We start from the raw sequence: 21,215 nt of genomic DNA, 5'->3' as shown, positions 1-21,215 counted from the left end.
GCTCTCGCTCTCGCGCGGGGGCGCCGGCTCGGGAGACCTGCCCGCCGGTGGCGGGCAGGTCGCGGCGGTCAGCGGGCCTCGAACTGGGCGCGGTGGCGCATGGCGTAGCGTTGGTTGCGGCCCGCGTCCTCGGTGCGGTCGAGGCGGAAGCCCTCTTCCTTGGCCGGGCGCTGCACCAGGAACGACAGGCGCACCGTTTCCCAGCCCCGGCTGGAGTCGAAGGCATTCACCCGGACATAGGCATCGGGGAAGGCGGCGCGGCAGGCCTTGACCTCGCCGAACACGCCGGCGGAGTCGCGCAGGTCGAACATGGGCAGGCCCCACATCTCCCAGTAGTTGTTCCGCGGGTGCGGGTCGTCAGTGTGCTCCACCGAGACCGCCCAGCCCTGTTCCAGGCAATACTGGACCTGGGCCTTGATCTGCGTGTCGGTGAGGTCCGGCAGGAAGGAGAAGGTGCCTTGGGTGATGCGCATGGGTCTTCTCCTCAGGCCACGGAGGCGGTGGGCACGTAGTCGGACGTGTCGGTGGAGGCGTAGTTGAAGCTCACCTCGCCCCAGGTATCGAGGGCGGCCTTGAGCGGCGCGCACCACTTGGCGGCGTCGATCAGGATTTCCGGCCCTTCCTTCTTGATGTCCCGGCCCTCGTTGCGGGCGAGGATCATGGTTTCGAGCGCGACCCGGTTGGCGATGGCGCCGGCCTGGATGCCGTCTGGATGGCCGATGGTGCCGCCGCCGAACTGCAGCACCACGTCTTCGCCGAACAGGTCGATGAGCTGGTGCATCTGCCCGGCGTGGATGCCGCCGGAGGCCACTGGCATCACCTTGCGCAGGCCGGCCCAGTCCTGGTCGAAGAACAGGCCGCGGGTCAAATCGGTGCGCGTGGTGGTCTCGCGGCACACGTTGTAGTAGCCCTGGACCGTCATCGGGTCGCCTTCCAGCTTGCCGACCGCGGTGCCGGTGTGCAGGTGGTCGACGCCGGCCAGGCGCAGCCACTTGGCGATCACGCGGAACGAGATGCCGTGGTTCTTCTGGCGGGTGTAGGTGCCGTGGCCGGCGCGGTGCATGTGCAGCACCATGTCATTCTCGCGGCACCAGTTGGAGATGGACTGGATCGCGGTCCAGCCGACGATCAGGTCCACCATCACGATGCAGGAGCCGAGCTCGCGGGCGAAGTCGGCGCGGCGATACATCTCCTCCATGGTGCCGGCGGTGATGTTGAGATAGTGCCCCTTCACCTCCCCGGTCTCGGCCTGGGCCTTGTTGACGGCCTCCATGCAGTAGAGGAAACGGTCGCGCCAGTGCATGAACGGTTGCGAGTTGATGTTCTCGTCGTCCTTCACGAAGTCGAGGCCACCCTTCAGGCCCTCGTACACCACGCGGCCATAGTTTTTGCCGGACAGGCCGAGCTTCGGCTTGGTGGTGGCGCCCAGCAGCGGGCGGCCGAATTTGTCGAGGCGCTCGCGCTCCACCACGATGCCGGTGGGCGGGCCGCGGAACGTCTTCACATAAGCCACCGGCAACCGCATGTCTTCCAGGCGCGCGGCCTTCAGCGGCTTGAACGAGAACACGTTGCCGATGATGGAGGCGGTGAGGTTGGCGATGGAGCCTTCCTCGAACAGGTCGAGGTCGTAGGCCACCCAGCAGAAATACTGGCCCGGCTGGCCCGGCACCGGCTCCACCTTGTAGGCCTTGGCGCGGTAGGTGTCGGCGGCGGTGAGGCGGTCGGTCCACACCACGGTCCAGGTGGCGGTGGAGCTTTCGCCGGCGACGGCGGCGGCGGCCTCGATGGGGTCCACGCCCTCTTGCGGGGTGATGCGGAACAAGGCGAGGACATCGGTGTCCTTGGGCTGGTAGTCACCGTCCCAGTAGCCCATCTGGGCGTACTTCAGGACGCCGGCGGCGTACCTCTTCTTGGAGTCTTTGATCTGCCCGATGGCGGCGTCGGCACCCATGATGGCGGCCCTCCTGTTTTGTTGGACGAAAGTTGCATGAGGTCCGGATTTAGGTAAAGTTGAATGAGCTGAACAACGTATTCAGGAAAATTGAATATGGCGGTGCACTGGACCTTGAAGCAGTTGCGCCTCGTGGCCCTCGCCGCGGCCTCCGGCTCCTATGCGAAAGCCGCGCAGGAGCTGGGTTTGAGCCCACCGGCGGTGACCGCCCGCATGAAGGCGCTTGAGGATGGGCTGGGGGTGCCGGTGTTCGAGCGCATCGCCGGCAAGCTGCGACCGACCGCCGCGGGACGTGAGCTGATTGCTGCGTCGCAGCGTGTCTCCCAGGCGCTGGCCGACGCCGAACGGGCGATCGCGGCGCTGAAGAGCCCGGACGCCGGCTCGGTGGTGGTGGGGGTGGTGTCCACGGCCAAGTATTTCGCGCCCATGGCGCTGGCCGCGTTCCGCAGGCGCCATCCCGGCATCGAGCTGAAGCTCGCCATCGGCAACCGCTCGGAGATCATCGCCGGGCTGGAGAGCCTCGATTTCGACCTGGCTGTGATGGGCCGCCCGCCGGCCGAGCTGGACGCCGAGACCGAAGTGATCGGCGATCATCCCCATGTGGTGATCGCGCCGCCCGAGCACCGGCTGGTGCGGCGGCGGGGCCTGTCACCCCACGACCTGGCGCGGGAGCCGTTCCTGGTGCGCGAGCAGGGCTCGGGCACCCGCATCCTGATGGAACGGGTGTTCGACGCGGCGGGAGCGCCGCCGCCGCCCATCGCCATGGAGATCGGCTCGAACGAGACCATCAAGCAGGCGGTCATGGCTGGGCTCGGCCTCTCGTTCATCTCCGCCCACACGGTGGCGGCGGAGGTGGCCGACGGGCGCCTCTCGGTGCTGAGCGTGGCCGGCCTGCCGGTGATGCGGCAATGGCTGGTGGTGCGGGCGCGGGAAAAGCGGCTGCTGCCGGCGGGGCGGGCGCTTCAGGCCTTCCTGGCCGAGGAGGGCGGCAGCTTCCTGCCGGGGATGCCGGACCCGGCGGGCGTCAGGCGGCCCGGGGGTGGGCATCCGGATCGCGGATAGGAGACGGCGGGTGCGCCGAAGCGCACCCGCCGCAGGAAGGGACGATCAGGGCGGCGAGAATCCCTTCCTGTGCCGAAGCCTGCCGGTGCAGGCGATGTGACGGCGCGCCGGGGCCCGGGCGGGGGAACGCCTTTCGGGCCATGGGCGGATGGCGGCTGCGCCAGATGAATGCGCCAGATGAAGGAGGGCGGCGGGTGTGCCGAAGCCCACCCGCCGCGAGGAAGGGACGATCAGGGCGGCGAGAATCCCTTCCTTCCGGGAGCCGCCCGGGGATGTGTTCCCCCGGGCGGCGATCTCAGTCTTCGTCCTCCGGTCCCCCGCCGCCGGGGGGCGGCGGCGGGGGTGGAGGGAGGAACCGGCCCCCAAGAGGCGGCGGCAACAGGGACGGTCCCAGACGGGCTACGCGCTCCAGCTGCTGGGGGGACAGCTTGGCCTTCAGCGCGGCGGTTGATCGGGCGAGGCGTTCGCCGGCGCGGCCCTGCGCCTGCAGGGTGTCGGCGAGGGTCTCGATGGCGGCGAACGCCGCCGGCGAGGTCGCCGGGGCGACGGCGGGCGCCGGGCCGCCCGGAGGTGGCGGCGGTGGCGGAGGTGGCGGCGGGGCGCTCGCCTGGAGCGCGTCGGTGAAATCGCGCCAGGCGTCGAGCTGGTCGGCGCGGATGCCGATGGCGGTTTCGGCGCTGGCGAGGGCCCGGGCGAAGCCGAGCGGATCGGGCCGCCGGCCGGGAGGACCCGCGCGGTGATCGCGGGGGCGGTCGAAGGAGGGGGGGCCGCGCGGCGGCTCCGGGCGCAGGTCGCCCGAAGCGAGGCGCGGGCCACCGGGGCCGGGCATCGGCGGCGCGGCAAAAGGCGCTTCCAGGGCCGCCATCCGCATCGGGCCGGAGGCGGACATGGGCAGGCGATCCTGGGTCTTGCCGGAGCTGCTCTGCGCGGCGGCGGCGCCCACCAGGCAAACCGCCACGCCGGCCAGCAGCAGGACCCGTGCGCTTCGAAGCGTCATCTCGATCGCCTCTCGTTCATTGCGATGGGCCGACTGTCGCTCGCTCCTGTTGCCGCCGAAGGTCTGCCGGTATCCCAAGGTGTCTGCCGCGCCCGGATTTGTAACCCAATGTTGCCCTGGCGGGCCTGGCAAAGGACTGTTGCACGGGACGGTGCCGGCGCACGGGTGGCGTGGCTATGGTCGCGGGGAGGCAGGAGCATGAGACCCGTGGAGAGTGGTGCCCATATTCTCGTCGTCGATGACGACCAGGAAATCCGCAAGCTGCTGGGCCGCTACCTCGTGGGCCAGGGCTTTCGCGTCACCACCGCCGGGGATGGGCGGGAGATGGGCGAGAAGCTCGCCACCCAGCGGATCGACCTCGTGGTGCTCGACCTGATGCTGCCCGATGCCTCCGGCCTCGACCTGTGCCGGGATCTGCGCGGCACCTCGGCGGTGCCGGTCATCCTGCTCACGGCGCTGAAGGAGGATGTGGACCGGATCATCGGCCTCGAGATCGGCGCCGACGATTATCTCGGCAAGCCCTTCAACCCGCGCGAGCTGGTGGCGCGCATCCGCGCCGTGCTGCGGCGGAGCGCGCCGAGCGAGCCGGAGCCGTCGGCGCCGCGCGCCTTCCGCTTCGCCAGCTTCCGCGCCGAGCCGGACCTGCGGCGCGTCACCGCGGCGGACGGGGGCGAGGTGGCCCTCACCGGCGCCGAATTCGATCTGCTGATGGCGTTCCTGGAGCGGCCGGGGCGCATTCTCTCCCGCGACCAGCTGCTCGACATCACCAAGGGCCGCGAGGCGGGCCCGTTCGACCGCTCGGTGGATGTGCTGGTGAGCCGCCTGCGCCGCAAGCTCGGCGACCAGGGCAATTACCAGATCCTCAAGACGCTGCGGAATGGCGGCTACCAGCTCGCGGTGCGGGTGGAACTGGAGGAGGCGTCGTGAAGACCCTGCGCGCCCAGGTCACGGCGGTGCTGGTGGTGGCGATGGTGCTGGTGGTGGCGTTCGCCAACGTGGCCTCCTTCTTCATCGCCGCGCCCCCCGGCCCGCCGCCGGACATGGCCGACGACGCCGCGGCGCAGATGGCGTTCGCGGCCGATCTGGCGGCGCGGGCCGGCTTGGATGGGGAGCTGGTCGGCGGGGCCGCGGCGGGGCTGCGCGCGCTGCCGCCGGAGGGCGAGATCAATGCGTTCGCCACCCGGCAGCTGGGGGAGGCGCTGGCGCGGCTCGGCAAGCCGTTCCCGGTGCGGGTGGTGAGCCCGCGGGAGGGCGGGCCGCCGCTGGCGGCGGCTGAGCTCCCCGATGGCCGATGGCTGGTCATGCGGAGCGGCTTCCGTGGCCCGTTGCCGCCGCCGGGCGCTCCCGGGCCTCCTGGCTGGAAGCTCTCCCTCGCCACCTGGTTCATCCTGATGGTGGCAGGCATCACCCTGGTGGTGGTGGTGGTGATGCGGCGCATCATGAAGCCGCTTTCCCTGATCGAGGATGTGGCGGCGCAGATCGGGCCGGATGGCGAGCCGCCGGTGCTGCCGGAGGAGGGGCCGGCGGAGGTGCGGGCCGCCGCCGCCGCCATCAACCGGCTGTCGGCGCGGCTGAAGGCGGCCATGGACAGCCGCATGCGCATCGTCGCCGGGGCCGCCCACGACCTGCGCACCCCGCTGACCCGCATGCGCCTGCGCGCCGAGTTCATCGCCGACGACGAGGAGCGGGCGCAATGGCTGTCCGATCTCGCCGAGCTCGATCGCATCGCCGACAGCGCCATCCGCCTGGTGCGCGAGGAGGTGGAGGCGGGACCCGGCCAGCCGGTGCGCCTCGACCTGTTGGTGGCGGAGGTGGTGGCGGAGCTGGCCGAGGCCGGCCGGCCGGCGGTGCTGCTGAAGGCCGAGCCGGCCACCGTGCCCGGCCGGCCGCTGTCGCTGAAGCGGGCGGTGCGCAACCTCGTGGTCAATGCCGCCACCCATGGCGGTGGGGCGCGGGTGGCGGTGCTGCTCGATGCCAGGGGCGGGGGGTCTAAAGGCACCGGCCGGCCGGTCGGTGCCCCCCTGTGCGGGAAGGGGGGCGGCGCGCGGGCGGTGCTGAGCATCGAGGATGACGGGCCGGGCATTCCCGAGGCCCTGATGGGGCAGGTGTTCGAGCCGTTCTTCCGGGTCGATCCGGCGCGCCAGGCGAAGATCCCCGGCGCTGGCCTGGGGCTGGCCATCGCCAACGAGATCATCGGCCGCCACGGCGGCCGGCTCACCCTGGTGAACCGGCCCGGCGGCGGGCTGGTGCAGCGGGTGGAACTGCCGGCGGTGGCGCCGGAGGCGGAGCCTTCCGGAGCATGACCGCGCCGCTCCGGTGAAGCCGCCGGGGGCGGGACGACCCGGCGCGCATGCAAAGGCCCGGCGCGCGGGCCGGGCCTTCGGGAACGGTGAGGGCGTTCGGTTCAGCGCGTGGGCACCGGCTTTTCGCCGCGATAGTCGTAGAAGCCCCGCTGGGTCTTGCGGCCGAGCCAGCCGGCCTCGACATACTTCACCAGCAGCGGGCACGGGCGATACTTGGAATCGGCGAGCCCCTCGTGCAGCACCTGCATGATGGCGAGGCAGGTGTCGAGGCCGATGAAGTCGGCGAGCTGCAGCGGGCCCATGGGGTGGTTGGCGCCGAGCCGCATGGCCTTGTCGATGGCATCCACCGAGCCCACGCCTTCGTACAGCGTGTAGATGGCCTCGTTGATCATCGGCAGCAGGATGCGGTTGACGATGAAGGCCGGGAAGTCCTCGGCCACCGCATAGGTCTTGTGCAGGCTGGAGACGAAGCCCTTGGCCAGCTCGAAGGTGGCGTCGTCGGTGGCGATGCCGCGCACCAGCTCCACCAGCTCCATGATCGGCACCGGGTTCATGAAGTGAACGCCGATGAAGCGCTCGGGCCGGTCGGTGGCGGCGGCGAGGCGGGTGATGGAGATGGAGGAGGTGTTGGAGGCGAGCAGCGTTTCCGGCCGCAGCACCTTGCACAGGCCGCTGAAGATCTTGTGCTTCACCTCTTCCCGCTCGGTGGCCGATTCGATCACCAGGTCGGCGGGAAGCAGGTCCTCGGTGGTGGGGGCGGCGTGGATGCGGGCGATGGCGGCCTGGCGCGCGTCCTCGGTGATATGGCCCTTCGAGACCTGCCGCGCCATGTTGCCGTTGATGGTGGCGATGCCGGCCTTGATGCGCTCGGGGTCGACGTCGTTGAGGAAGACGTCGTAGCCGGCCAGGGCGGACACGTGGGCGATGCCGTTGCCCATCTGGCCCGCGCCGATAACCCCGACCTTCTTGATCTCGATCGGCATGATTCTCTCGTTTCGCCTTGGGGGGCCGGGGAGCGGCGCCCGGATGAGGAGGGCCGGGGGCAGGGGCCCCGCGGCGGTCGTGATGTCCACCGGCAGGCGCGGATGCGCAAGCTCCCGCGCGCCGCCGGGACCGGCCGCTCGCGGGAGCGGCCGGCGTGCCGGGCGTCAGCCCTTGAGCTTGGCGATCTCGGCCTTGAGCTCTGGTACCACCACGTTGATGTCACCCACGAGACCGTAGTCGGCGACCTGGAAGATGGGCGCCTCCTCGTCCTTGTTGACAGCGACGATGACCTTGGAGTCCTTCATGCCCGCCAGGTGCTGGATGGCGCCGGAAATGCCGAGCGCGATATACAGCTCGGGAGCCACCACCTTGCCGGTCTGGCCCACCTGCCAGTCGTTCGGCGCGTAGCCGGCGTCCACGGCGGCGCGCGAGGCGCCGACGGCGGCGCCCAGCTCGTCCGCCAGGGGCTCGATCAGCTCGGCGAACCGCTCGCGCGAGCCGACCGCGCGGCCGCCCGATACGATGATCTTGGCGGCGGTCAGCTCGGGCCGGTCGGAGGCGGCGATGGCTTCCTCCACGAAGGTGGTGAGGGCCGGGTCGGCCGCCACCGCCACGCTCTCCACCGGCGCCGCGCCGCCCTCTGCGGTGGCGGCGAAGGAGGCGGTGCGCACCGTGATGACCTTCTTGGGGTCGGTCGACTTCACGGTCTGGATGGCGTTGCCGGCGTAGATGGGACGCTCGAACGTGTCGGCGGACTCCACCTTGATGATGTCGGAGACCTGCATCACGTCGAGCAGGGCCGCGACGCGGGGCAGGACATTCTTCGCCGCCGCCGTGGAGGGGCCGACGATGGCGTCGTAGCCCCCCGCCAGCGAGACGATCAGCGCCGCCAGCGGCTCGGCCAGGCGATGGGCATAGAGCGCATCGTCGGCGAGCAGCACCTTGTTGACGCCTTCGAGCTTGGCGGCGGCCTCGGCCACCGCCTTGGCGTCCTTGCCGGCCACCAGCACGTCCACCGGCGCGCCGAGCGCGGCGGCGGCGGTCAGGGCCTTGGCGGTGACGCCGTTGAGGGTGGAATTGTCGTGTTCCGCCAGAAGCAAAGTCGCCATCAGATCACCCCCGCCTCGTCCTTGAGCTTCGCCACCAGTTCGGCCACCGAGGCCACCTTCACGCCCGCCTTGCGGCCGGCCGGCTCCGCGGTCTTGAGCACCTGGAGGCGCGGCGCCACGTCGACGCCGTAGTCCGCCGGGGTCTTGTCGGCGATGGGCTTCTTCTTGGCCTTCATGATGTTGGGCAGCGAGGCATAGCGCGGCTCGTTGAGGCGCAGGTCGGTGGTGACGATGGCCGGGCCCTTCAGCTTGATGGTCTGCAGGCCGCCGTCGATCTCGCGGGTGATGGCGAAACCGCCGTCTTCCACGACCACCTTGGACGCGAACGTGCCCTGCGGCCAGCCCAGCAGCGCGGCGAGCATCTGCCCGGTCTGGTTGGCGTCGTCGTCGATGGCCTGCTTGCCGAGGATCACGAGGCCGGGAGCTTCCTCGCCCACCACGCCCTTCAGGATCTTGGCGACGGCGAGCGGCTCCACCACGGCGTCGGTCTTCACCAGGATGCCGCGGTCGGCGCCCATGGCGAGCGCGGTGCGCAGGGTCTCGGAAGCCTGGGCCGGGCCGATGGACACCGCCACCACCTCGGTCGCCTTGCCGGCTTCCTTGAGGCGCAGCGCCTCTTCCACCGCGATTTCGTCGAACGGATTCATCGACATCTTGATGTTGGCCAGCTCGACGCCCGAGCCGTCCGACTTCACCCGCACCTTGACGTTGTAGTCCACCACCCGCTTCACGGGCACCAGGATCTTCATAAAGGCGTGCTCCCCGTCTGACGACATGGAAGTCCGGACGCGCGCGAGCCGCGCCGGATGCTCCCCTTCCCTCGGGTTCCCTGCGATGCAGCAAACCTTGGGGCCGGCAACGTAGGAGGGGGCCGAAAACCTGTCAACGCTCGCGAAATCGTTGCGGCACGCGCGCAAAGGTTCAGTGGTCGCGCCGGCGCTCGCACGGGACGGACGGCACCCCGGACGGATCCGGGTCGAGCAGGGCGACACCGGGCCGGCGCATCACCGTCACCAGCGCCGCGCCCGCCGCGAAGCCGCCCAGGTGGGCCCACCAGGCGGTGTCCTGGTCCCCGGCCGCCACCGCCTGCCAGATCTGCACCGCCAGCCAGGCGCCGATCACCAGATAGGCCGGCACCCGCAGCGGCAGCTTCAGGAACACCAGCGCCCACAGCCGGATGTTCGGGTGCAGCACCAGATAGGCGGCGATGACCCCGGCCACCGCGCCCGAGGCCCCCACCAGCGGCGCTTCCGAGTGCGGCTGCGCCAGCACGTGGGCGAGGCCGGCCGCCACCCCGCACAACAGGTAGAAGGCGAGGAAGCGCAGGTGGCCCATGGCATCCTCCACGTTGTCGGCGAACACCCACAGGAACGCCATGTTGCCGGCGAGATGCAGCCAGCTTCCATGCAGGAACATGTAGGTCGCCAGGGTCAGGTCGGGCGGTGGCGCCAGATAGCCCTCGGGCAGCACCGCGGCGCCGCAGACCACCGCCGGAATGGCGCCGAACGAGATCAGCCCGGCTTCCACCGGCGCCCCGGAAAAACCCTGCTGCAGCAGGGCGTACACCGCCACGTTGAGGGCGATGAGGGCATAGGTCACATAGGGCCGGCGCACATGCTCCAGCGGGTTGATGTCGGCGATGGGCACGAACATGGCGGGCCTCGGCGCGGGGGCGGCCTGCCGGGCAGGCTGGCGAGCCTACCGCACCGCGGCGATGGGGGGAACCGGGGCAAGGCGGCGCCTGGCCCGTCATGAGCCGGCCAGGCGTGCGCGGCTTCAGCGCCCGCCGCCCGGCACCCACAAGACGTCGCCGGCGCCGCGCCCGTTGGCGTAGCGGCTCGCCACGAACAGCAGGTCCGAGAGGCGGTTCATGTAGTGGATGGCGGGCGCGCCCACGGCCTCGTCCGCGCTGTGGGACAGCGCCACCATCTCGCGCTCGGCGCGCCGGCAGATGGTGCGGGCGAGGTGCAGGTGGGCGGCGGCCGGCGAGCCGCCCGGCAGCACGAACGAGGTGAGGGGGGCGAGCGCGCCGTTGAGCGCGTCGATGTCCTGTTCCAGCCGCTCCACCTGGGCCGGCACGATGCGCAGGGCGGCGCCGGGCGCCTCGTTGTCGGCGGCGGGGGTGCACAGGTCGGCGCCAAGGTCGAACAGGTCGTTCTGGACGCGGTTCAGGATGACATCCAGGGCCGGCTCCCCCGCCAGATGCAGCCGGGCGATGCCGAGGGCGGCATTGGTCTCGTCCACGGAGCCGTAGGCCGCGACCCGCAGGTCGTATTTCGCCACCCGGGCGCCGGTGCCGAGCCCGGTGGTGCCGTCGTCGCCGGTGCGGGTGTAAATCTTGTTCAGTTTCACCATGGACGGTCTGCTTTCCTCGTCAGGATGGGGAAGGTGGCGGAGCGGGACGCGGCTCAGCCATGGAGCGCCAGCGCGGTGGCGGCCACCAGCACCACGGCGATAAGCTGGAACAGCACGCGCAGACGCATCAGCCGCTGGGTGCGGCGGGGGGAGCCGCCGGTGGCGAAGGTGATGAGGCCCAGCACCAGAACACCGGCGACGGCGGCGAGGGCGAGCGGAATGAAGAGGTAGATCGACCAGTGCAGCATGGCGGCGTCTCCTTCGCGCACCGGTTTTTCCGGCACGCATTTCATTCTTGTCCACGCTCCGGCGCTGGTGGCGCCGGCCGCGGCCTGCGTTCGCTCCCCGCGTGCCGGACGCGGCGCCGCGTCAATTGAGGACGACGATCGCTCCGTTGAGGCTGGCGGCGTAGCATACCCAAAGAAGATACGGCACCAGCAGCACCCCGGCGAGGGTGTCCACCCGCCACGCGGCGTGGAGGGCCAGGGCGAGGGCGGCCGCCAGCGCCAGGATGACCGCGAAGCCGGCCGCCGGCGCGTGAAGGCCGAAGAACACCGGCGACCACAGGGCATTGAGCGCGAGCTGGAGCAGGAAGAGGCCGAGCGCTGCCCGCCGTCCGGGCACGGCCGGCGGGCGGCTCCACAGCCGCCACAGGGCGAGCGCCATCAGCAGGTAGAGCAGGGTCCAGGCCGCGGGGAAGACGGCGTTGGGCGGTGTCCAGGCGGGCTTGGCGAGTCCCGCGTACCAGCCGGGAATGGCGGGCGCGGTCACGGCGCCGCCGATGGCGGCGACCACCGTGACCAGGGCCACGCAGGCGGCGAGCCGCAGCACGGCCCCGCCAAACGGGGAAAGGAATGAACTTGATGTCACGGCACAGGCTCCAGCTGGGCGCCGCGCCCGCCGGCGCGGCGCATGCGACCTGGGCTTGGCCCCGCCGTCACTTTGCGATGTGCTGGGCGATCTCGTCCACCGGCAGCTTCACCAGATCCTTCGCCACCTCGCCGACCACGAGGGCCCTGGCCTGTGCGCCGAGGGCCTCGCGCAGGACGCCAAGGGCCTTGGGGGGCGCCACCAGCAGCAGGCGGCGCACGTCCCCGGCGCCGGCGAGCGCATCCACCCGCTGCGCCAGCCGCTTCAGGAATGCGGTCTCGGCCTCGGTGTGCAGGTCCGTCGTCTCCACGGCGCTGCGCGACACGCCGGCCGATTCGTGCACGCGGCCGGGCCGGTCGGTGCCCTGCGCCGCGGTGCTGGCGTGGGGCTCCGCGAAGGTCTCGACCACCGCCAGCCTGGGCTGCGGGGCGATGCCCGAATCAGCCAGCAGCAGCGCCTTGGCGCCATCGGCCACCACGACCAGGCGGTTCGAGTTGCTGAGCGCACCCATGACGTTTCTCCTCGGTTTCCGCTTGCGCGTCCCGCCTTCCGGGGCGGCTTCGCGCGTGTCCTCCAGACTTGGCCCAGCGCGCCGGCCGCGCCTTGCGCCGGATCAAGCCCCGTTCTTAGGCGGCCCGGCACGGTCGATGACCGGCGCGGAGCGCCATGTGAAGCTTCCGCCGGAAGGCCGGCGCCGTAAAGGCCCGTGGTGGCCGATCGGGGACGGGCGGGACCGGCCGCCGGGGAGAGCCGGCGCTTGCATCGCGGGCCGCGCACGTGAGACGATATGAGCTCCAGTTGCGCCCGGCCTTGGGAAAGCGGCGGTCGAGGTCCCGCCGGGCGTGCGTTTCGAGGGGAAGGGACGATGCCTTTTCTCGTCAGGTTCCTGGTTGTTCACGCGGCGGTTGGGGTGTCGCTGGCGGTGCTGTTCGTCGGCGCCCTGGTGGCGTTCGATGTCGCCAGTCTCGGCACGCTGCTGCGCACGTCCCAGGACGGTGCGTTGGCGCTGGTGCTGCTCACGTTCGGTCTGGGCGTCACCTTCGGCAGCGTGCAGATGGGGTTCGCCGTGATGCTCATGAGCGATGGCGAGGAGCCGCCGCGCGGCCGCCGGGTGCTGACGCGTCTCGTGCCGCGGACGGTCAAGGTCGTCGCCGGCCGCTGAGCCCGGGCCACCGCCAGCGCGCAGTGCCGCGCCGGCGGGAGGGGATGGGGCCGAGGCCCCGCCGGCAGCTGCCGGCAGGGGCGGGTTGGCGTTTGTCGCCGCTCAGCGGCTCCGTCCCGGAGTGCCCTCGCCTGTGACGGGATCGTGTCTCCGACTGATCCCTTGCCCGTCACGGCTGTTGGCCCGTCACCGGTCCCGGCCTTGGTCCAGCGTCGGCTTGGGTCCGGCGTCGGCTTGGGTCCGGCGTCGGCCGGTCACTTGTCCTTGCGGCGCATGGCTTCGGCCAATGCGGCGCCGAATGCGCCCTGGCTCGATCCCTTGCCGGATCCCTTGCCGGATCCTTGGCCGGATCCTTGGCCCGCCCCCTGGCCTTTGCCCGGGTCGCGACCGCCGTGGCGCGGATCGCGGGTGCCGGTGCCAGAGGGGGCGCCGTCGCGCGCCCTGCCATCGCCGCTGCTGCCGGCGGGGCGTGCGCCCGCATCGTCCTTGCGCATGGAGAGGGCGATGCGCTTGCGCTTCACGTCCACGTCCACCACCCGCACCTTCACCACGTCGCCGGCCTTGACCACCTCGTGGGGGTCCTTGACGAAGCGGTCGGCCAGCGCCGAGACGTGGACCAGCCCATCCTGGTGTACGCCGATATCCACGAAGGCGCCGAAGGCGGCCACGTTGGTCACGGTGCCTTCCAGCACCATGCCGGGCTTGAGGTCGCTCATCTCGTGCACCCCCTCGGCGAAGGTGGCGGTCTTGAACGCCGGGCGCGGGTCGCGGCCGGGCTTTTCCAGCTCCGACAGAATGTCGCGCACGGTGGGCAGGCCGAACCGTTCGTCCACGAAGGTGCGCGGGTCCAGCGCCTTCAGCGCCGCCGTGTCGCCCATCAGCGCGCGCACGTCGCGGCCGCAGGCGGCAACGATCTTCTTGGCCACCGCATAGGCTTCCGGGTGCACCGCCGAGGCGTCGAGCGGCTCGGCGCCGTCGGGAATGCGCAGGAAGCCCGCCGCCAGCTCGAAGGTGCGCGGGCCGAGCCGGGACACCTTCAGCAGCTCCTTGCGGGTCTTGAAGGCGCCGACCGTGTTGCGATGGGCGACGATGGCTTCCGCCAGCGACGCGCCAAGGCCCGACACCCGCGCCAGCAGGGAGGCAGAGGCGGTGTTGAGGTCCACGCCCACGGCGTTCACCGCATCCTCCACCACCGCGTCGAGGGCCTTGGCGAGGCGCGCCTGGTCCACGTCGTGCTGGTACTGGCCGACGCCGATGGACTTGGGCTCGATCTTCACCAGCTCCGCCAGCGGGTCCTGCAGGCGGCGGGCGATGGAGACGGCGCCGCGCAGCGACACGTCGAGGTCCGGCATCTCGGCGGCGGCGGTGGCGGAGGCGGAATAGACCGAGGCGCCGGCCTCGCTCACCACCACCTTGATGGGCTTTCGGCCCGCCGCATCCGCCGGCAGCGCCGCCAGCAGGTCGGCGGCGAGCTTGTCGGTCTCGCGGCTGGCGGTGCCGTTGCCGATGGCGATCAGCTCCACGCTATGCTTGCGGATGAGGTGGGCCAGCTCGGCGCTGGCGCCCTGCACGTCGTTGCGCGGCTGGAACGGATAGACCGTGCTGGTCGCCAGCACTTTGCCGGTGCCGTCCACCACCGCCACCTTCACGCCGGTGCGGATGCCGGGGTCGAGCCCCATGGTGGCCCGCGATCCGGCCGGGGCCGCCAGCAGCAGGTCCTTGAGGTTGCGGGCGAAAACGCGGATCGCTTCCTCTTCCGCCTTGTCCCGCAGCTCGCCCATGAGGTCGATGGTGAGGTGAAGCGAGAGCTTCACGCGCCAGGCCCAGCGCGCCACGTCCAGCAGGAAGGCATCGGCCGGGCCGCCGTTCGCCAGGGGAATCTCATAGGCTTCGGCGACGATGCGCTCCACCGGCTTGACCGGGGCGGTGGCGTCTTCGTCCACCACCAGGTCGAGGGTGAGCATCTCCTCGTTGCGGCCGCGCAGCATGGCCAGCACGCGGTGGCTGGGGGCGGTGGCCCACTTCTCGGCGTGGTCGAAATAGTCGCGGAACTTGGCGCCCGCCTCCTCCTTGCCCTCGGCCACCTTGGCCTTCAGCACGGCGCTGGTCTTCATGTGGCTGCGCAGGCGGCCCACCAGCTCGGCATTCTCGGCGAAGGTCTCCACCAGGATGTCGCGGGCGCCGTCGAGGGCGGCCTTCACATCGGCAACCTGTTCGTTCAGGAAGCGGGCGGCGAGCTCGGCCGGCACCGCCCGGCGGTCGGCGAGCAGGGTCTCGGCCAGCGGCCCCAGCCCCTTCTCGCGGGCGATCTCGGCCTTGGTGCGGCGCTTGGGCTTGTAGGGCAGGTAGAGGTCTTCAAGCTCGGCCTTGGTGGCAACGGCGACGATCTTGGCGCGCAGCGCGTCGGAGAGCTTGCCTTGGCCCTCGATGGAGGCGAGCACGGTGGCCCGGCGCGCTTCCAGCTCGCGCAGGTAGGCAAGGCGCTCCTCCAGGGTGCGCAGCTGGGTGTCGTCCAGGCCGCCGGTGACCTCCTTGCGATAGCGGGCGATGAAGGGCACGGTGGCGCCTTCATCCAGCAGGCCCACCGCGGCGTTCACCTGCGCCGGGCGGGCGCTGATCTCGCCGGCGATGATGCGGGCGATCGCTTCGGTATCACCTCGGGCTGGGACGGCCATGTGGGCTCCTCGACGCTTGAGTGCGGGGGCACGGCCTTAGCCCAGGGTTGCGGCGCTGTCACGGCAGCGGCGCCCGGACGCCACAGGAAAGGCGCCGCCGCCGGGCCTCACGCCGAGAGGATCACTTCCATGGCGTCGGCGAAGCGGTCGGCCTGGTCGATCGTCAGGCACAAAGGCGGGCGCACCTTCAGCACATGGCCGAGAGGACCGGCGGCGCCGATGAGAATGCCCTTGTCCCGCAGCCGGTTGATGAGGGCCGTGGCACCCGCCGGGTCGGCCGCGCCGTCGCCGGGCGAGACGATCTCGACCCCGAGGTAGAGCCCGGCCCCGCGCACCTCCCCCAGGGCCGGGCAGCGCCCGCGGGCGGCGCCGAGCCGCGCGACGATGTGGGCGCCGACGGTCCGGGCCTTCTCCATCAGCCCGTCCTCGGCGATGGCGTCGAGCACGGCGAGCCCCGCGGCGCTCGCCACCGGGTTGCCGCCGAAAGTGTTGAAATAGCCGAACGCATCGGCGAACCGCGCCAGCAGTTCCGGCCGGGTCACCACCCCGCCCATGGGAAAGCCGTTGCCCATGGGCTTGCCCATGGTCACCACGTCCGGCACCACCCCATGGCGGGCGAAGCCCCACATGTGGGTGCCGGTGCGGGCGAAGCCCGGCTGCACCTCGTCGGCGATCACCATGCCGCCCAGCGCCCGCACCGCGTCGAAGGCCGGGGCCAGGAAGCCGGGCGGATCGGCGTAGACCCCGTCGGACGAGAAGATGGTGTCCACCAGCAGGCCGGCGAAGGGGATGCCGTCCGCCGCCATGGCCTGGGCGGCGGCGGTGACGGCGGCGGCGAAGCCGGCCCCCACGTCGCCGGCATAGTGGCGGGAATGGGGCGGCGGCACGGTGCGAACATGCGCCGGCGGCGCTCCGCTCTTGTAGGAGGAGGGCGACACCTCGGTCACGGCGGTGGTGTTGCCGTGGTAGGCGGTCTCGGTGACGACGATGCCCAGGCCCCCGGTGGCGCCACGGATCAGCCGCAGGGCGAGGTCGTTGCTCTCCGAGCCGGTGCAGGTGAAGGCGACGTTGGTGAGCGGCGCCGGGAAATGGGCCAGCAGCCGCTCGGCATAATCGTGCACCTCGTCGAACAGGTAGCGGGTGTGGGTGTTGTAGCGCCCCATCTGGCGGGCCACCGCTTCCACCACCTTGGGATGGCAATGGCCCACCGAGGGCACGTTGTTGTAGAGGTCGAGATAGGCGCGCCCGTCGGCGGTGAAGATCTCCGCTCCCCTGGCGGCCACCACGTGAAGCGGCTGCTCGTAGAACAGCACGGAGGTGGCGCCGAAGCTCTGGCGCCGGCGGGCCACCAGCGCCGCCACATCGTCGGCGAGGGCGGCGCCGTTGTCCGCGGCGAACGCGTTGAGGGCGAGGATCTGCTGTTTCGCGCGAGCCGTCTGGCCCATGGGTGCACCTATTCTGTCGAGGGGGCCGGCCGTGCGGGCCGATCAGCCGTGGCGGGCGAGGAAGGCATCGGCCAGGGCCAGCGTGCCTTCGGTGTAGGGCAGGCCCATGGCCTGGCCGGTGGGCGTCTCGGCATGGGAGGCGACCCAGGCGGTGAGCTGGATGCGCCGCAGCATCACGAACAGGTCGAGCTGGCTGGAGGCATCCGCCGGCAGCGGCGCTTCGGCGCGGTAGCCCTCCATCCAGGCTGCCTTCAGCGCCGGGACATAGGACTCGTGCTCCAGGAACGAGATCGCCGCCGCGAAATCGAACAGGAACCAGGAGAAGCCGCAGTCGTCGAAGTCGATCAGCGCCAGTGCGTCGCCGTCCACCAGCAGGTTGGCGAGCCGCAGGTCGGCATGCACCAGGCCGAAGCTGTCGGGCTGCGAGAGCGGCCACAGCCTCTCCTTGAGCAGCGCCGCGGTGCGCTCCAGCAGGGCGCGGCCCTCGGCGTCGAGGCCCAGGCTGGCGCGGAAGTCGCCCCAATGGGGGGTGTCGCCGAGGGTGGTGTCGAAGTTCCAGACCTTGCGGGTGAAGCCCTCCGGCCGGGTCCAGCCCCGGGCGTGGGCGTGGAGCCGGGCGTGGATGGCGCCGAGCTGGCGGAACCAGCCCACCAGGTCCTCCCCCTCCGCCGGTTCGCGGCCCTGGAGGAACTCGAAGGCCACCACATGGCGGGTGGTGCCGGCGTCGGCGATGTCGGCGATCAGCCCGCCATCGGCCAGCGGAATGGGGCGCGGGGTGGTGATCACCTCGTCCGCCCGGAGCGCGGCGATCCAGGCCAGCTCGGAGGCGATCTCCGCGCGGCTGTGATAACCGGGCCGGTGGACGCGGAACACCAGCGGGCCGGCCGCCCTGTCGGTGACGCGGAAGGTGGCGTTCTCGGAGATGGTGAGCAGTTTCACGTCGGCGTCGGACCCGAGCCCCCATCGGGGCAGGGCGCCGCGCACGCCGTCTTCGAGCCGCTTCAGGAAATCGTCGTCGTAGAGCATTCCACCCCCTCTTGCGGCTGCCGGTCCAGCAACGCCTTGAACTCTTCCAGCTCCATCACGTTGCAATAGATCATGTTGATGATTTCGAGCTCGGCCGTGTGCAGGGCCATGCTGGCGGCGGCGCAGCAATCCTCCAGCACCACCACGTCGAAGCTCTCGTCGGCTAGGCTGCGCACCGTGGAGGCGACGCACTGGTCGGTGAAGATGCCGGCGCACACCACCGTGCGGATGCCGAGATTGTGCAGGATGAGCCGCAGGTTGGTGCCGGTGAGGGCGGAATCCGTGGTCTTGGTCACCACGATCTCGTCGCCTTGCGGGGCCACCGCGCCGACGATCTGGCTGGCGGGCGCGTCCTTCGGCAGCAGCAGGTTGTTGAAGCCGGGCTTCTTCTGGCTGAGCGAGCGCTCGCGCCCATCGCCGGTGGCGCAGGCGATGCGGGCGTGCAGCACCTCCATGCCGCGGGCCCGGAACGTGGCGAGGGCGGTGGCGATGTTGGGGATCACCACCTCCCTCATGCGGGCGTGGAACGGGGTCCAGGCATCGAAATGGGCCTGTTCCCCGGGCGCCAGGCGCTCGCGCGCGGGGCGCTCCAGATAGGTGTTCTGCACGTCGATGACGAGCAGGGCGGTGGTGGCGGGGGCGAGGTCCGGGTCGTCCGGTTCCGGCGCGGTGGCGTAGTACAAGGAGCGGTGGCGGGTCTTCCAGCCGTTGCGCGGGTGCTCGGTCATTGGTCGCCTCGCTTGCGGGCGATCACCACCTCCACCCGCGCCCGCTCCATGGCCCGGGCGATGGCAAGGGGGGGCGGCTGGTCGGTGACGAGGTGCTGGATGTCGTGCCAGCGGCCCCAGATCGCCAGCGCCTGCTGGGAAAACTTGGTGTGGTCGGCGACGACGATGGTCTCCACCGCGCGCAGCATCATCGCCTTGTAGACCGAGGCGGCGGCGGCCTCGGCCTCGCACAGGCCCTCGGCGGTGATGCCGCTGGCTCCGAGAATGGCCCAGTTGGCGTTGTAGGCCTGCAGGAACTCGCAGGTTTCCGCGCCCACCATCATGCCCTCGCGGCCGTTGTAGCGGCCGGGGCACATGAGCACGGCGATGGTGGGATTGGCCGCCAGCACGGTGGCCACCGAGAACGAGTGGGTGATGACGGTGATGTCGCGGCACTCCGCCGCCATCCGCCGCGCCACATGGGTGGTGGTGGCGCCGGCGCCGATGGCCACCACCTCGTTGGGCTTGATGAGCCTTGCCGTGGCGGCGGCGATGGCCTCGCGCTCCGCCACCATCAGCTGATGGCGCTCGCTGACGGCGGGCTCAGTGCCCAGCGGGCGCACCGCGCCGCCATAGGTGCGGTTGATGAGGCCTTTCTCGCCGAGCTCGAACAGGTCGCGCCGGATGGTCTCGGTGGAGACGCCGAGCTCGGCCGCCAGCTCCGACACCCGCAGGGTGGAGGAGGCCATCAGCTCGCGCACGATGCGCTCGTGCCGGGCCTTCTTGGAGAGGCGGGCCGGTTCGGCCTCGGGCGCGTCCGGCGGCGGGGTCAGGTCGTCGGTGGTCATGCCGCCCGTGCCCTCCTGAGAATGAGGCCGGCGAGGCCGCCGCCCAGCAGCAGCACCGCCGCCGCCAGCGTCGCCATGGTGCCAAGCGCCGGCACCATGGGCGTGTAGCCCGCCACCATCTTCGCATACAGCCATTTCGGCACGGTGGAATCGGCGCCGGCGGTGTAGAGCGAAAGCGGGAAGTTGCCCCAGGACAAAAGGAAGGCGAACAGGGCGCCCGACCAGATGCCTGGCCACAGCAGCGGCAGGGTCACCTCGCGCATCACCTGCAGCCGGGAGGCGCCGAGGTCGAAGGCGGCTTCCTCCAGGCTCGGGTCGAAGCCATAGACCTTGATGGCGATGACCAGGGTGACCACCGGCACGATCCACACCATGTGGGCGAACACGGCGGTCATCCAGGATGTGGTGATGCCCAGCGCCGAATAGGCCAGCAGCAGCGCCAGCCCCAGCACCGGCTGGGGGAAGAACACCGGCAGCAGGATGAGCTTTTGATAGAGCCTGCGGCCCCGCCACTCATAGCGGGCGAAGGCGAGGGCGCCGAAGAAGGCGATGACCACCGACAGCGCCGTGACCGTCGCCGCCACCAGCAGCGAGTTTTGCACGATCATGGAAATCTCGATGGAATCCAGTGTCTTGCTCCACCATTCGGTGGAGAAGGCGCGGACTGGGAAGGCGAAGTAGCGGGCCTTGGTGACGCTCGCCAGCGCCACGCAGGCGATGGGCAGATAGACCAGCAGCACCACGAACGCGGTCCAGCCGGCGATGAGCACGCGGGACCTGAGCTTGTCCTGTTCCATCAGCGCCTCCCCAGCAGCCGGTCGAGGTCGAGCCGCGCGAACACGGCCAGGGTGAGGGCGCCGATGAAGGCCGTCACCAGCACCGCCAGCGCCGAGCCGAGCGGCCAGTTCTGGGCATAGGTGAAGGCGATCTCGATGTCGTGGGAGATGACGATCACCGATTGCCCGCCGAGAATCTTGGCCTCCGATACCGCGCCGATGGCCAGCACGAAGGTGAGCAGCATGCCGATGAGGATGCCCGGCATGGCCAGCGGCACTTCCACGTCGCGCCAGATCTGGAAGCGGTTGGCGCCGAGGTCGCGGGCGGCGTCGATGAGGTCGCGCGGCACCATGGACAGGCCCAGCGTGAGCGGAAACAGCATGAACGGCAGGTAGGTGTAGACCATGCCGGCGAGGATCATGCCCGGGGTGTAGAGCAGTGTCGGCGCGCCCTCCAGCCCCAGCCATTTCAGGCTTCCGTCGAGCACGCCGTTCTTGATGAAGAACAGCACCCAGCCATAGAGCCGCACGTTCTCCGACACGAACAGCGGGAACACGAACAGCACCGACACCAGCGACGACCAGCGCCCGAACACGAACGCTAGGCCATAGGCGATGGGATAGGCCACCACCGCCAGCAGCGCGCAGGTGAGAAGCGCGAAGCCCACCGACCAGGCGAACGACAGCCACACCGTGTTGCCGGGGGAAAACAGCTCGGCGTAATTGGCCAGGGTGAAGGCGCGGAACACGTCGAACGAGCGCGGCGGCGCGAACGAATAGGCGAGGATGGCCACCAGCGGCGCCAGGAAGCCGGCCGCCAGCAGCACGATGACGGGCAGGGCACAGCGGGCGCCGGCGGCGGCCCACAGCGCGGCGAACCGGGCGCCGGGCGCCGCCCGCGCGGGGCCGGCCGGGGCGGCGGCGGAGAGGGTGGCCTCGCTCATG

The 21,215-nt window shown here is 71.0% G+C and carries 22 protein-coding genes; 4 read left to right on the top strand and 18 right to left on the bottom strand.

The window, feature by feature from the left end; translation table 11 throughout:
• Nucleotides 1-68: 68 nt before the first annotated feature.
• Both V5F53_RS15050 and V5F53_RS15045 read right to left on the bottom strand, forming a co-directional pair.
• A complete protein-coding gene (locus V5F53_RS15050) occupies nt 69-473 on the bottom strand; it encodes a ribulose bisphosphate carboxylase small subunit (RefSeq protein WP_393995044.1) in 405 nt (134 codons plus the stop codon).
• A gap of 11 nt (nt 474-484) precedes the next feature.
• The gene (locus V5F53_RS15045; RefSeq protein WP_393995045.1) at nt 485-1,951 is read right to left on the bottom strand and encodes a form I ribulose bisphosphate carboxylase large subunit; all 1,467 of its coding nucleotides are present in this window, start codon (nt 1,949-1,951) and stop codon (nt 485-487) included.
• A gap of 96 nt (nt 1,952-2,047) precedes the next feature.
• Between V5F53_RS15045 and V5F53_RS15040 the strand changes: the two genes are divergently transcribed.
• On the top strand, nt 2,048-3,013 hold the full coding sequence (locus V5F53_RS15040; protein ID WP_393995046.1) for a LysR family transcriptional regulator: 966 nt from the start codon (nt 2,048-2,050) through the stop codon (nt 3,011-3,013).
• A 295-nt stretch (nt 3,014-3,308) separates the two neighbouring features.
• Here the strand turns inward: V5F53_RS15040 and V5F53_RS15035 are convergent, their stop codons facing one another.
• Nucleotides 3,309-4,010 carry a hypothetical protein gene (locus tag V5F53_RS15035; RefSeq protein ID WP_393995047.1) on the bottom strand — a complete coding sequence of 234 codons (702 nt, stop codon included), beginning with the start codon at nt 4,008-4,010 and terminating at the stop codon, nt 3,309-3,311.
• Nucleotides 4,011-4,208: 198 nt separating this feature from the next.
• On the opposite strand from V5F53_RS15035, the gene V5F53_RS15030 reads away from it, so the two are divergent.
• Together V5F53_RS15030 and V5F53_RS15025 are read left to right on the top strand one after the other, a co-directional pair.
• Nucleotides 4,209-4,937: a response regulator gene (locus V5F53_RS15030; protein ID WP_509212427.1), complete on the top strand. Its 729-nt coding sequence runs from the start codon at nt 4,209-4,211 to the stop codon at nt 4,935-4,937.
• Nucleotides 4,934-6,313, top strand: coding sequence for an ATP-binding protein (locus V5F53_RS15025; RefSeq protein WP_393995048.1), 1,380 nt, complete (start codon nt 4,934-4,936; stop codon nt 6,311-6,313). The genes V5F53_RS15030 and V5F53_RS15025 overlap by 4 nt, the downstream gene beginning before the upstream one ends.
• 101 nt (nt 6,314-6,414) lie before the next feature.
• Here V5F53_RS15025 and V5F53_RS15020 read toward each other — a convergent pair whose 3' ends face one another.
• From V5F53_RS15020 to V5F53_RS14985, 8 genes are all read right to left on the bottom strand, one after another.
• Nucleotides 6,415-7,296 carry a 3-hydroxybutyryl-CoA dehydrogenase gene (locus tag V5F53_RS15020; protein WP_393995049.1) on the bottom strand — a complete coding sequence of 294 codons (882 nt, stop codon included), beginning with the start codon at nt 7,294-7,296 and terminating at the stop codon, nt 6,415-6,417.
• Nucleotides 7,297-7,461: 165 nt separating this feature from the next.
• Nucleotides 7,462-8,406 carry an electron transfer flavoprotein subunit alpha/FixB family protein gene (locus V5F53_RS15015; RefSeq protein ID WP_393995050.1) on the bottom strand — a complete coding sequence of 315 codons (945 nt, stop codon included), beginning with the start codon at nt 8,404-8,406 and terminating at the stop codon, nt 7,462-7,464.
• Nucleotides 8,406-9,155, bottom strand: a complete 750-nt coding sequence (locus V5F53_RS15010; RefSeq protein ID WP_393995051.1) for an electron transfer flavoprotein subunit beta/FixA family protein — start codon at nt 9,153-9,155, stop codon at nt 8,406-8,408. The genes V5F53_RS15015 and V5F53_RS15010 overlap by 1 nt, the downstream gene beginning before the upstream one ends.
• Before the next feature lie 172 nt (nt 9,156-9,327).
• On the bottom strand, nt 9,328-10,059 hold the full coding sequence (locus tag V5F53_RS15005) for a rhomboid family intramembrane serine protease (RefSeq protein WP_393995052.1): 732 nt from the start codon (nt 10,057-10,059) through the stop codon (nt 9,328-9,330).
• A gap of 123 nt (nt 10,060-10,182) precedes the next feature.
• Nucleotides 10,183-10,761, bottom strand: coding sequence for a cob(I)yrinic acid a,c-diamide adenosyltransferase (locus V5F53_RS15000; protein ID WP_393995053.1), 579 nt, complete (start codon nt 10,759-10,761; stop codon nt 10,183-10,185).
• A 53-nt stretch (nt 10,762-10,814) separates the two neighbouring features.
• Nucleotides 10,815-11,009: a twin transmembrane helix small protein gene (locus V5F53_RS14995; protein ID WP_509212424.1), complete on the bottom strand. Its 195-nt coding sequence runs from the start codon at nt 11,007-11,009 to the stop codon at nt 10,815-10,817.
• Nucleotides 11,010-11,130: 121 nt separating this feature from the next.
• Nucleotides 11,131-11,631 carry a TspO/MBR family protein gene (locus V5F53_RS14990; protein ID WP_393995055.1) on the bottom strand — a complete coding sequence of 167 codons (501 nt, stop codon included), beginning with the start codon at nt 11,629-11,631 and terminating at the stop codon, nt 11,131-11,133.
• Between the two features lie 67 nt (nt 11,632-11,698).
• On the bottom strand, nt 11,699-12,142 hold the full coding sequence (locus V5F53_RS14985; RefSeq protein WP_393995056.1) for a host attachment protein: 444 nt from the start codon (nt 12,140-12,142) through the stop codon (nt 11,699-11,701).
• A gap of 354 nt (nt 12,143-12,496) precedes the next feature.
• Here V5F53_RS14985 and V5F53_RS14980 point away from each other — a divergent pair, with 354 nt between their 5' ends.
• A complete protein-coding gene (locus V5F53_RS14980) occupies nt 12,497-12,793 on the top strand; it encodes a hypothetical protein (RefSeq protein WP_393995057.1) in 297 nt (98 codons plus the stop codon).
• A 254-nt stretch (nt 12,794-13,047) separates the two neighbouring features.
• Here V5F53_RS14980 and V5F53_RS14975 read toward each other — a convergent pair whose 3' ends face one another.
• The 7 genes from V5F53_RS14975 to V5F53_RS14945 form a co-directional block, all read right to left on the bottom strand.
• Nucleotides 13,048-15,468, bottom strand: coding sequence for a Tex family protein (locus V5F53_RS14975; RefSeq protein ID WP_393995058.1), 2,421 nt, complete (start codon nt 15,466-15,468; stop codon nt 13,048-13,050).
• Nucleotides 15,469-15,575: 107 nt separating this feature from the next.
• Nucleotides 15,576-16,913: an aspartate aminotransferase family protein gene (locus V5F53_RS14970; protein WP_393995059.1), complete on the bottom strand. Its 1,338-nt coding sequence runs from the start codon at nt 16,911-16,913 to the stop codon at nt 15,576-15,578.
• A 42-nt stretch (nt 16,914-16,955) separates the two neighbouring features.
• A complete protein-coding gene (locus tag V5F53_RS14965) occupies nt 16,956-17,939 on the bottom strand; it encodes a phosphotransferase enzyme family protein (RefSeq protein ID WP_393995060.1) in 984 nt (327 codons plus the stop codon).
• On the bottom strand, nt 17,915-18,667 hold the full coding sequence (locus tag V5F53_RS14960; RefSeq protein WP_393995061.1) for a cysteine hydrolase family protein: 753 nt from the start codon (nt 18,665-18,667) through the stop codon (nt 17,915-17,917). Before V5F53_RS14960 ends, V5F53_RS14965 begins: the two co-directional genes overlap by 25 nt.
• Nucleotides 18,664-19,494: a DeoR/GlpR family DNA-binding transcription regulator gene (locus tag V5F53_RS14955; protein WP_393995062.1), complete on the bottom strand. Its 831-nt coding sequence runs from the start codon at nt 19,492-19,494 to the stop codon at nt 18,664-18,666. The genes V5F53_RS14960 and V5F53_RS14955 overlap by 4 nt, the downstream gene beginning before the upstream one ends.
• Complete coding sequence (locus V5F53_RS14950) at nt 19,491-20,291, bottom strand: ABC transporter permease (RefSeq protein WP_393995063.1); 801 nt, start codon at nt 20,289-20,291, stop codon at nt 19,491-19,493. The genes V5F53_RS14955 and V5F53_RS14950 overlap by 4 nt, the downstream gene beginning before the upstream one ends.
• On the bottom strand, nt 20,291-21,214 hold the full coding sequence (locus V5F53_RS14945) for an ABC transporter permease subunit (protein ID WP_509212420.1): 924 nt from the start codon (nt 21,212-21,214) through the stop codon (nt 20,291-20,293). Before V5F53_RS14945 ends, V5F53_RS14950 begins: the two co-directional genes overlap by 1 nt.
• Nucleotide 21,215 lies beyond the last annotated feature (1 nt).

The organism is Xanthobacter cornucopiae, from assembly GCF_043195065.2.
Taxonomy (GTDB): domain Bacteria; phylum Pseudomonadota; class Alphaproteobacteria; order Rhizobiales; family Xanthobacteraceae; genus Xanthobacter.
The sequence above is the reverse complement of the archived record's forward strand: the minus strand, read 5'-3'. Positions and strand labels throughout refer to the sequence as shown.

Excerpts from the sequence above, each read along its gene's own strand:
- V5F53_RS14960 (WP_393995061.1), bottom strand. The coding sequence starts at position 18,667 with ATGACCGAGCACCCGCGCAACGGCTGGAAGACCCGCCACCGCTCCTTG.
- V5F53_RS15020 (WP_393995049.1), bottom strand. The coding sequence starts at position 7,296 with ATGCCGATCGAGATCAAGAAGGTCGGGGTTATCGGCGCGGGCCAGATG.
- V5F53_RS15050 (WP_393995044.1), bottom strand. The coding sequence starts at position 473 with ATGCGCATCACCCAAGGCACCTTCTCCTTCCTGCCGGACCTCACCGAC.
- V5F53_RS14985 (WP_393995056.1), bottom strand. The coding sequence starts at position 12,142 with ATGGGTGCGCTCAGCAACTCGAACCGCCTGGTCGTGGTGGCCGATGGC.
- V5F53_RS15000 (WP_393995053.1), bottom strand. The coding sequence starts at position 10,761 with ATGGTGAAACTGAACAAGATTTACACCCGCACCGGCGACGACGGCACC.
- V5F53_RS14970 (WP_393995059.1), bottom strand. The coding sequence starts at position 16,913 with ATGGGCCAGACGGCTCGCGCGAAACAGCAGATCCTCGCCCTCAACGCG.
- V5F53_RS15040 (WP_393995046.1), top strand. The coding sequence starts at position 2,048 with ATGGCGGTGCACTGGACCTTGAAGCAGTTGCGCCTCGTGGCCCTCGCC.
- V5F53_RS14995 (WP_509212424.1), bottom strand. The coding sequence starts at position 11,009 with ATGCTGCACTGGTCGATCTACCTCTTCATTCCGCTCGCCCTCGCCGCC.
- V5F53_RS15015 (WP_393995050.1), bottom strand. The coding sequence starts at position 8,406 with ATGGCGACTTTGCTTCTGGCGGAACACGACAATTCCACCCTCAACGGC.
- V5F53_RS14955 (WP_393995062.1), bottom strand. The coding sequence starts at position 19,494 with ATGACCACCGACGACCTGACCCCGCCGCCGGACGCGCCCGAGGCCGAA.
- V5F53_RS14965 (WP_393995060.1), bottom strand. The coding sequence starts at position 17,939 with ATGCTCTACGACGACGATTTCCTGAAGCGGCTCGAAGACGGCGTGCGC.
- V5F53_RS15010 (WP_393995051.1), bottom strand. The coding sequence starts at position 9,155 with ATGAAGATCCTGGTGCCCGTGAAGCGGGTGGTGGACTACAACGTCAAG.
- V5F53_RS14950 (WP_393995063.1), bottom strand. The coding sequence starts at position 20,291 with ATGGAACAGGACAAGCTCAGGTCCCGCGTGCTCATCGCCGGCTGGACC.
- V5F53_RS15005 (WP_393995052.1), bottom strand. The coding sequence starts at position 10,059 with ATGTTCGTGCCCATCGCCGACATCAACCCGCTGGAGCATGTGCGCCGG.
- V5F53_RS15035 (WP_393995047.1), bottom strand. The coding sequence starts at position 4,010 with ATGACGCTTCGAAGCGCACGGGTCCTGCTGCTGGCCGGCGTGGCGGTT.
- V5F53_RS14945 (WP_509212420.1), bottom strand. The coding sequence starts at position 21,214 with ATGAGCGAGGCCACCCTCTCCGCCGCCGCCCCGGCCGGCCCCGCGCGG.
- V5F53_RS14975 (WP_393995058.1), bottom strand. The coding sequence starts at position 15,468 with ATGGCCGTCCCAGCCCGAGGTGATACCGAAGCGATCGCCCGCATCATC.
- V5F53_RS15045 (WP_393995045.1), bottom strand. The coding sequence starts at position 1,951 with ATGGGTGCCGACGCCGCCATCGGGCAGATCAAAGACTCCAAGAAGAGG.
- V5F53_RS15030 (WP_509212427.1), top strand. The coding sequence starts at position 4,209 with ATGAGACCCGTGGAGAGTGGTGCCCATATTCTCGTCGTCGATGACGAC.
- V5F53_RS14980 (WP_393995057.1), top strand. The coding sequence starts at position 12,497 with ATGCCTTTTCTCGTCAGGTTCCTGGTTGTTCACGCGGCGGTTGGGGTG.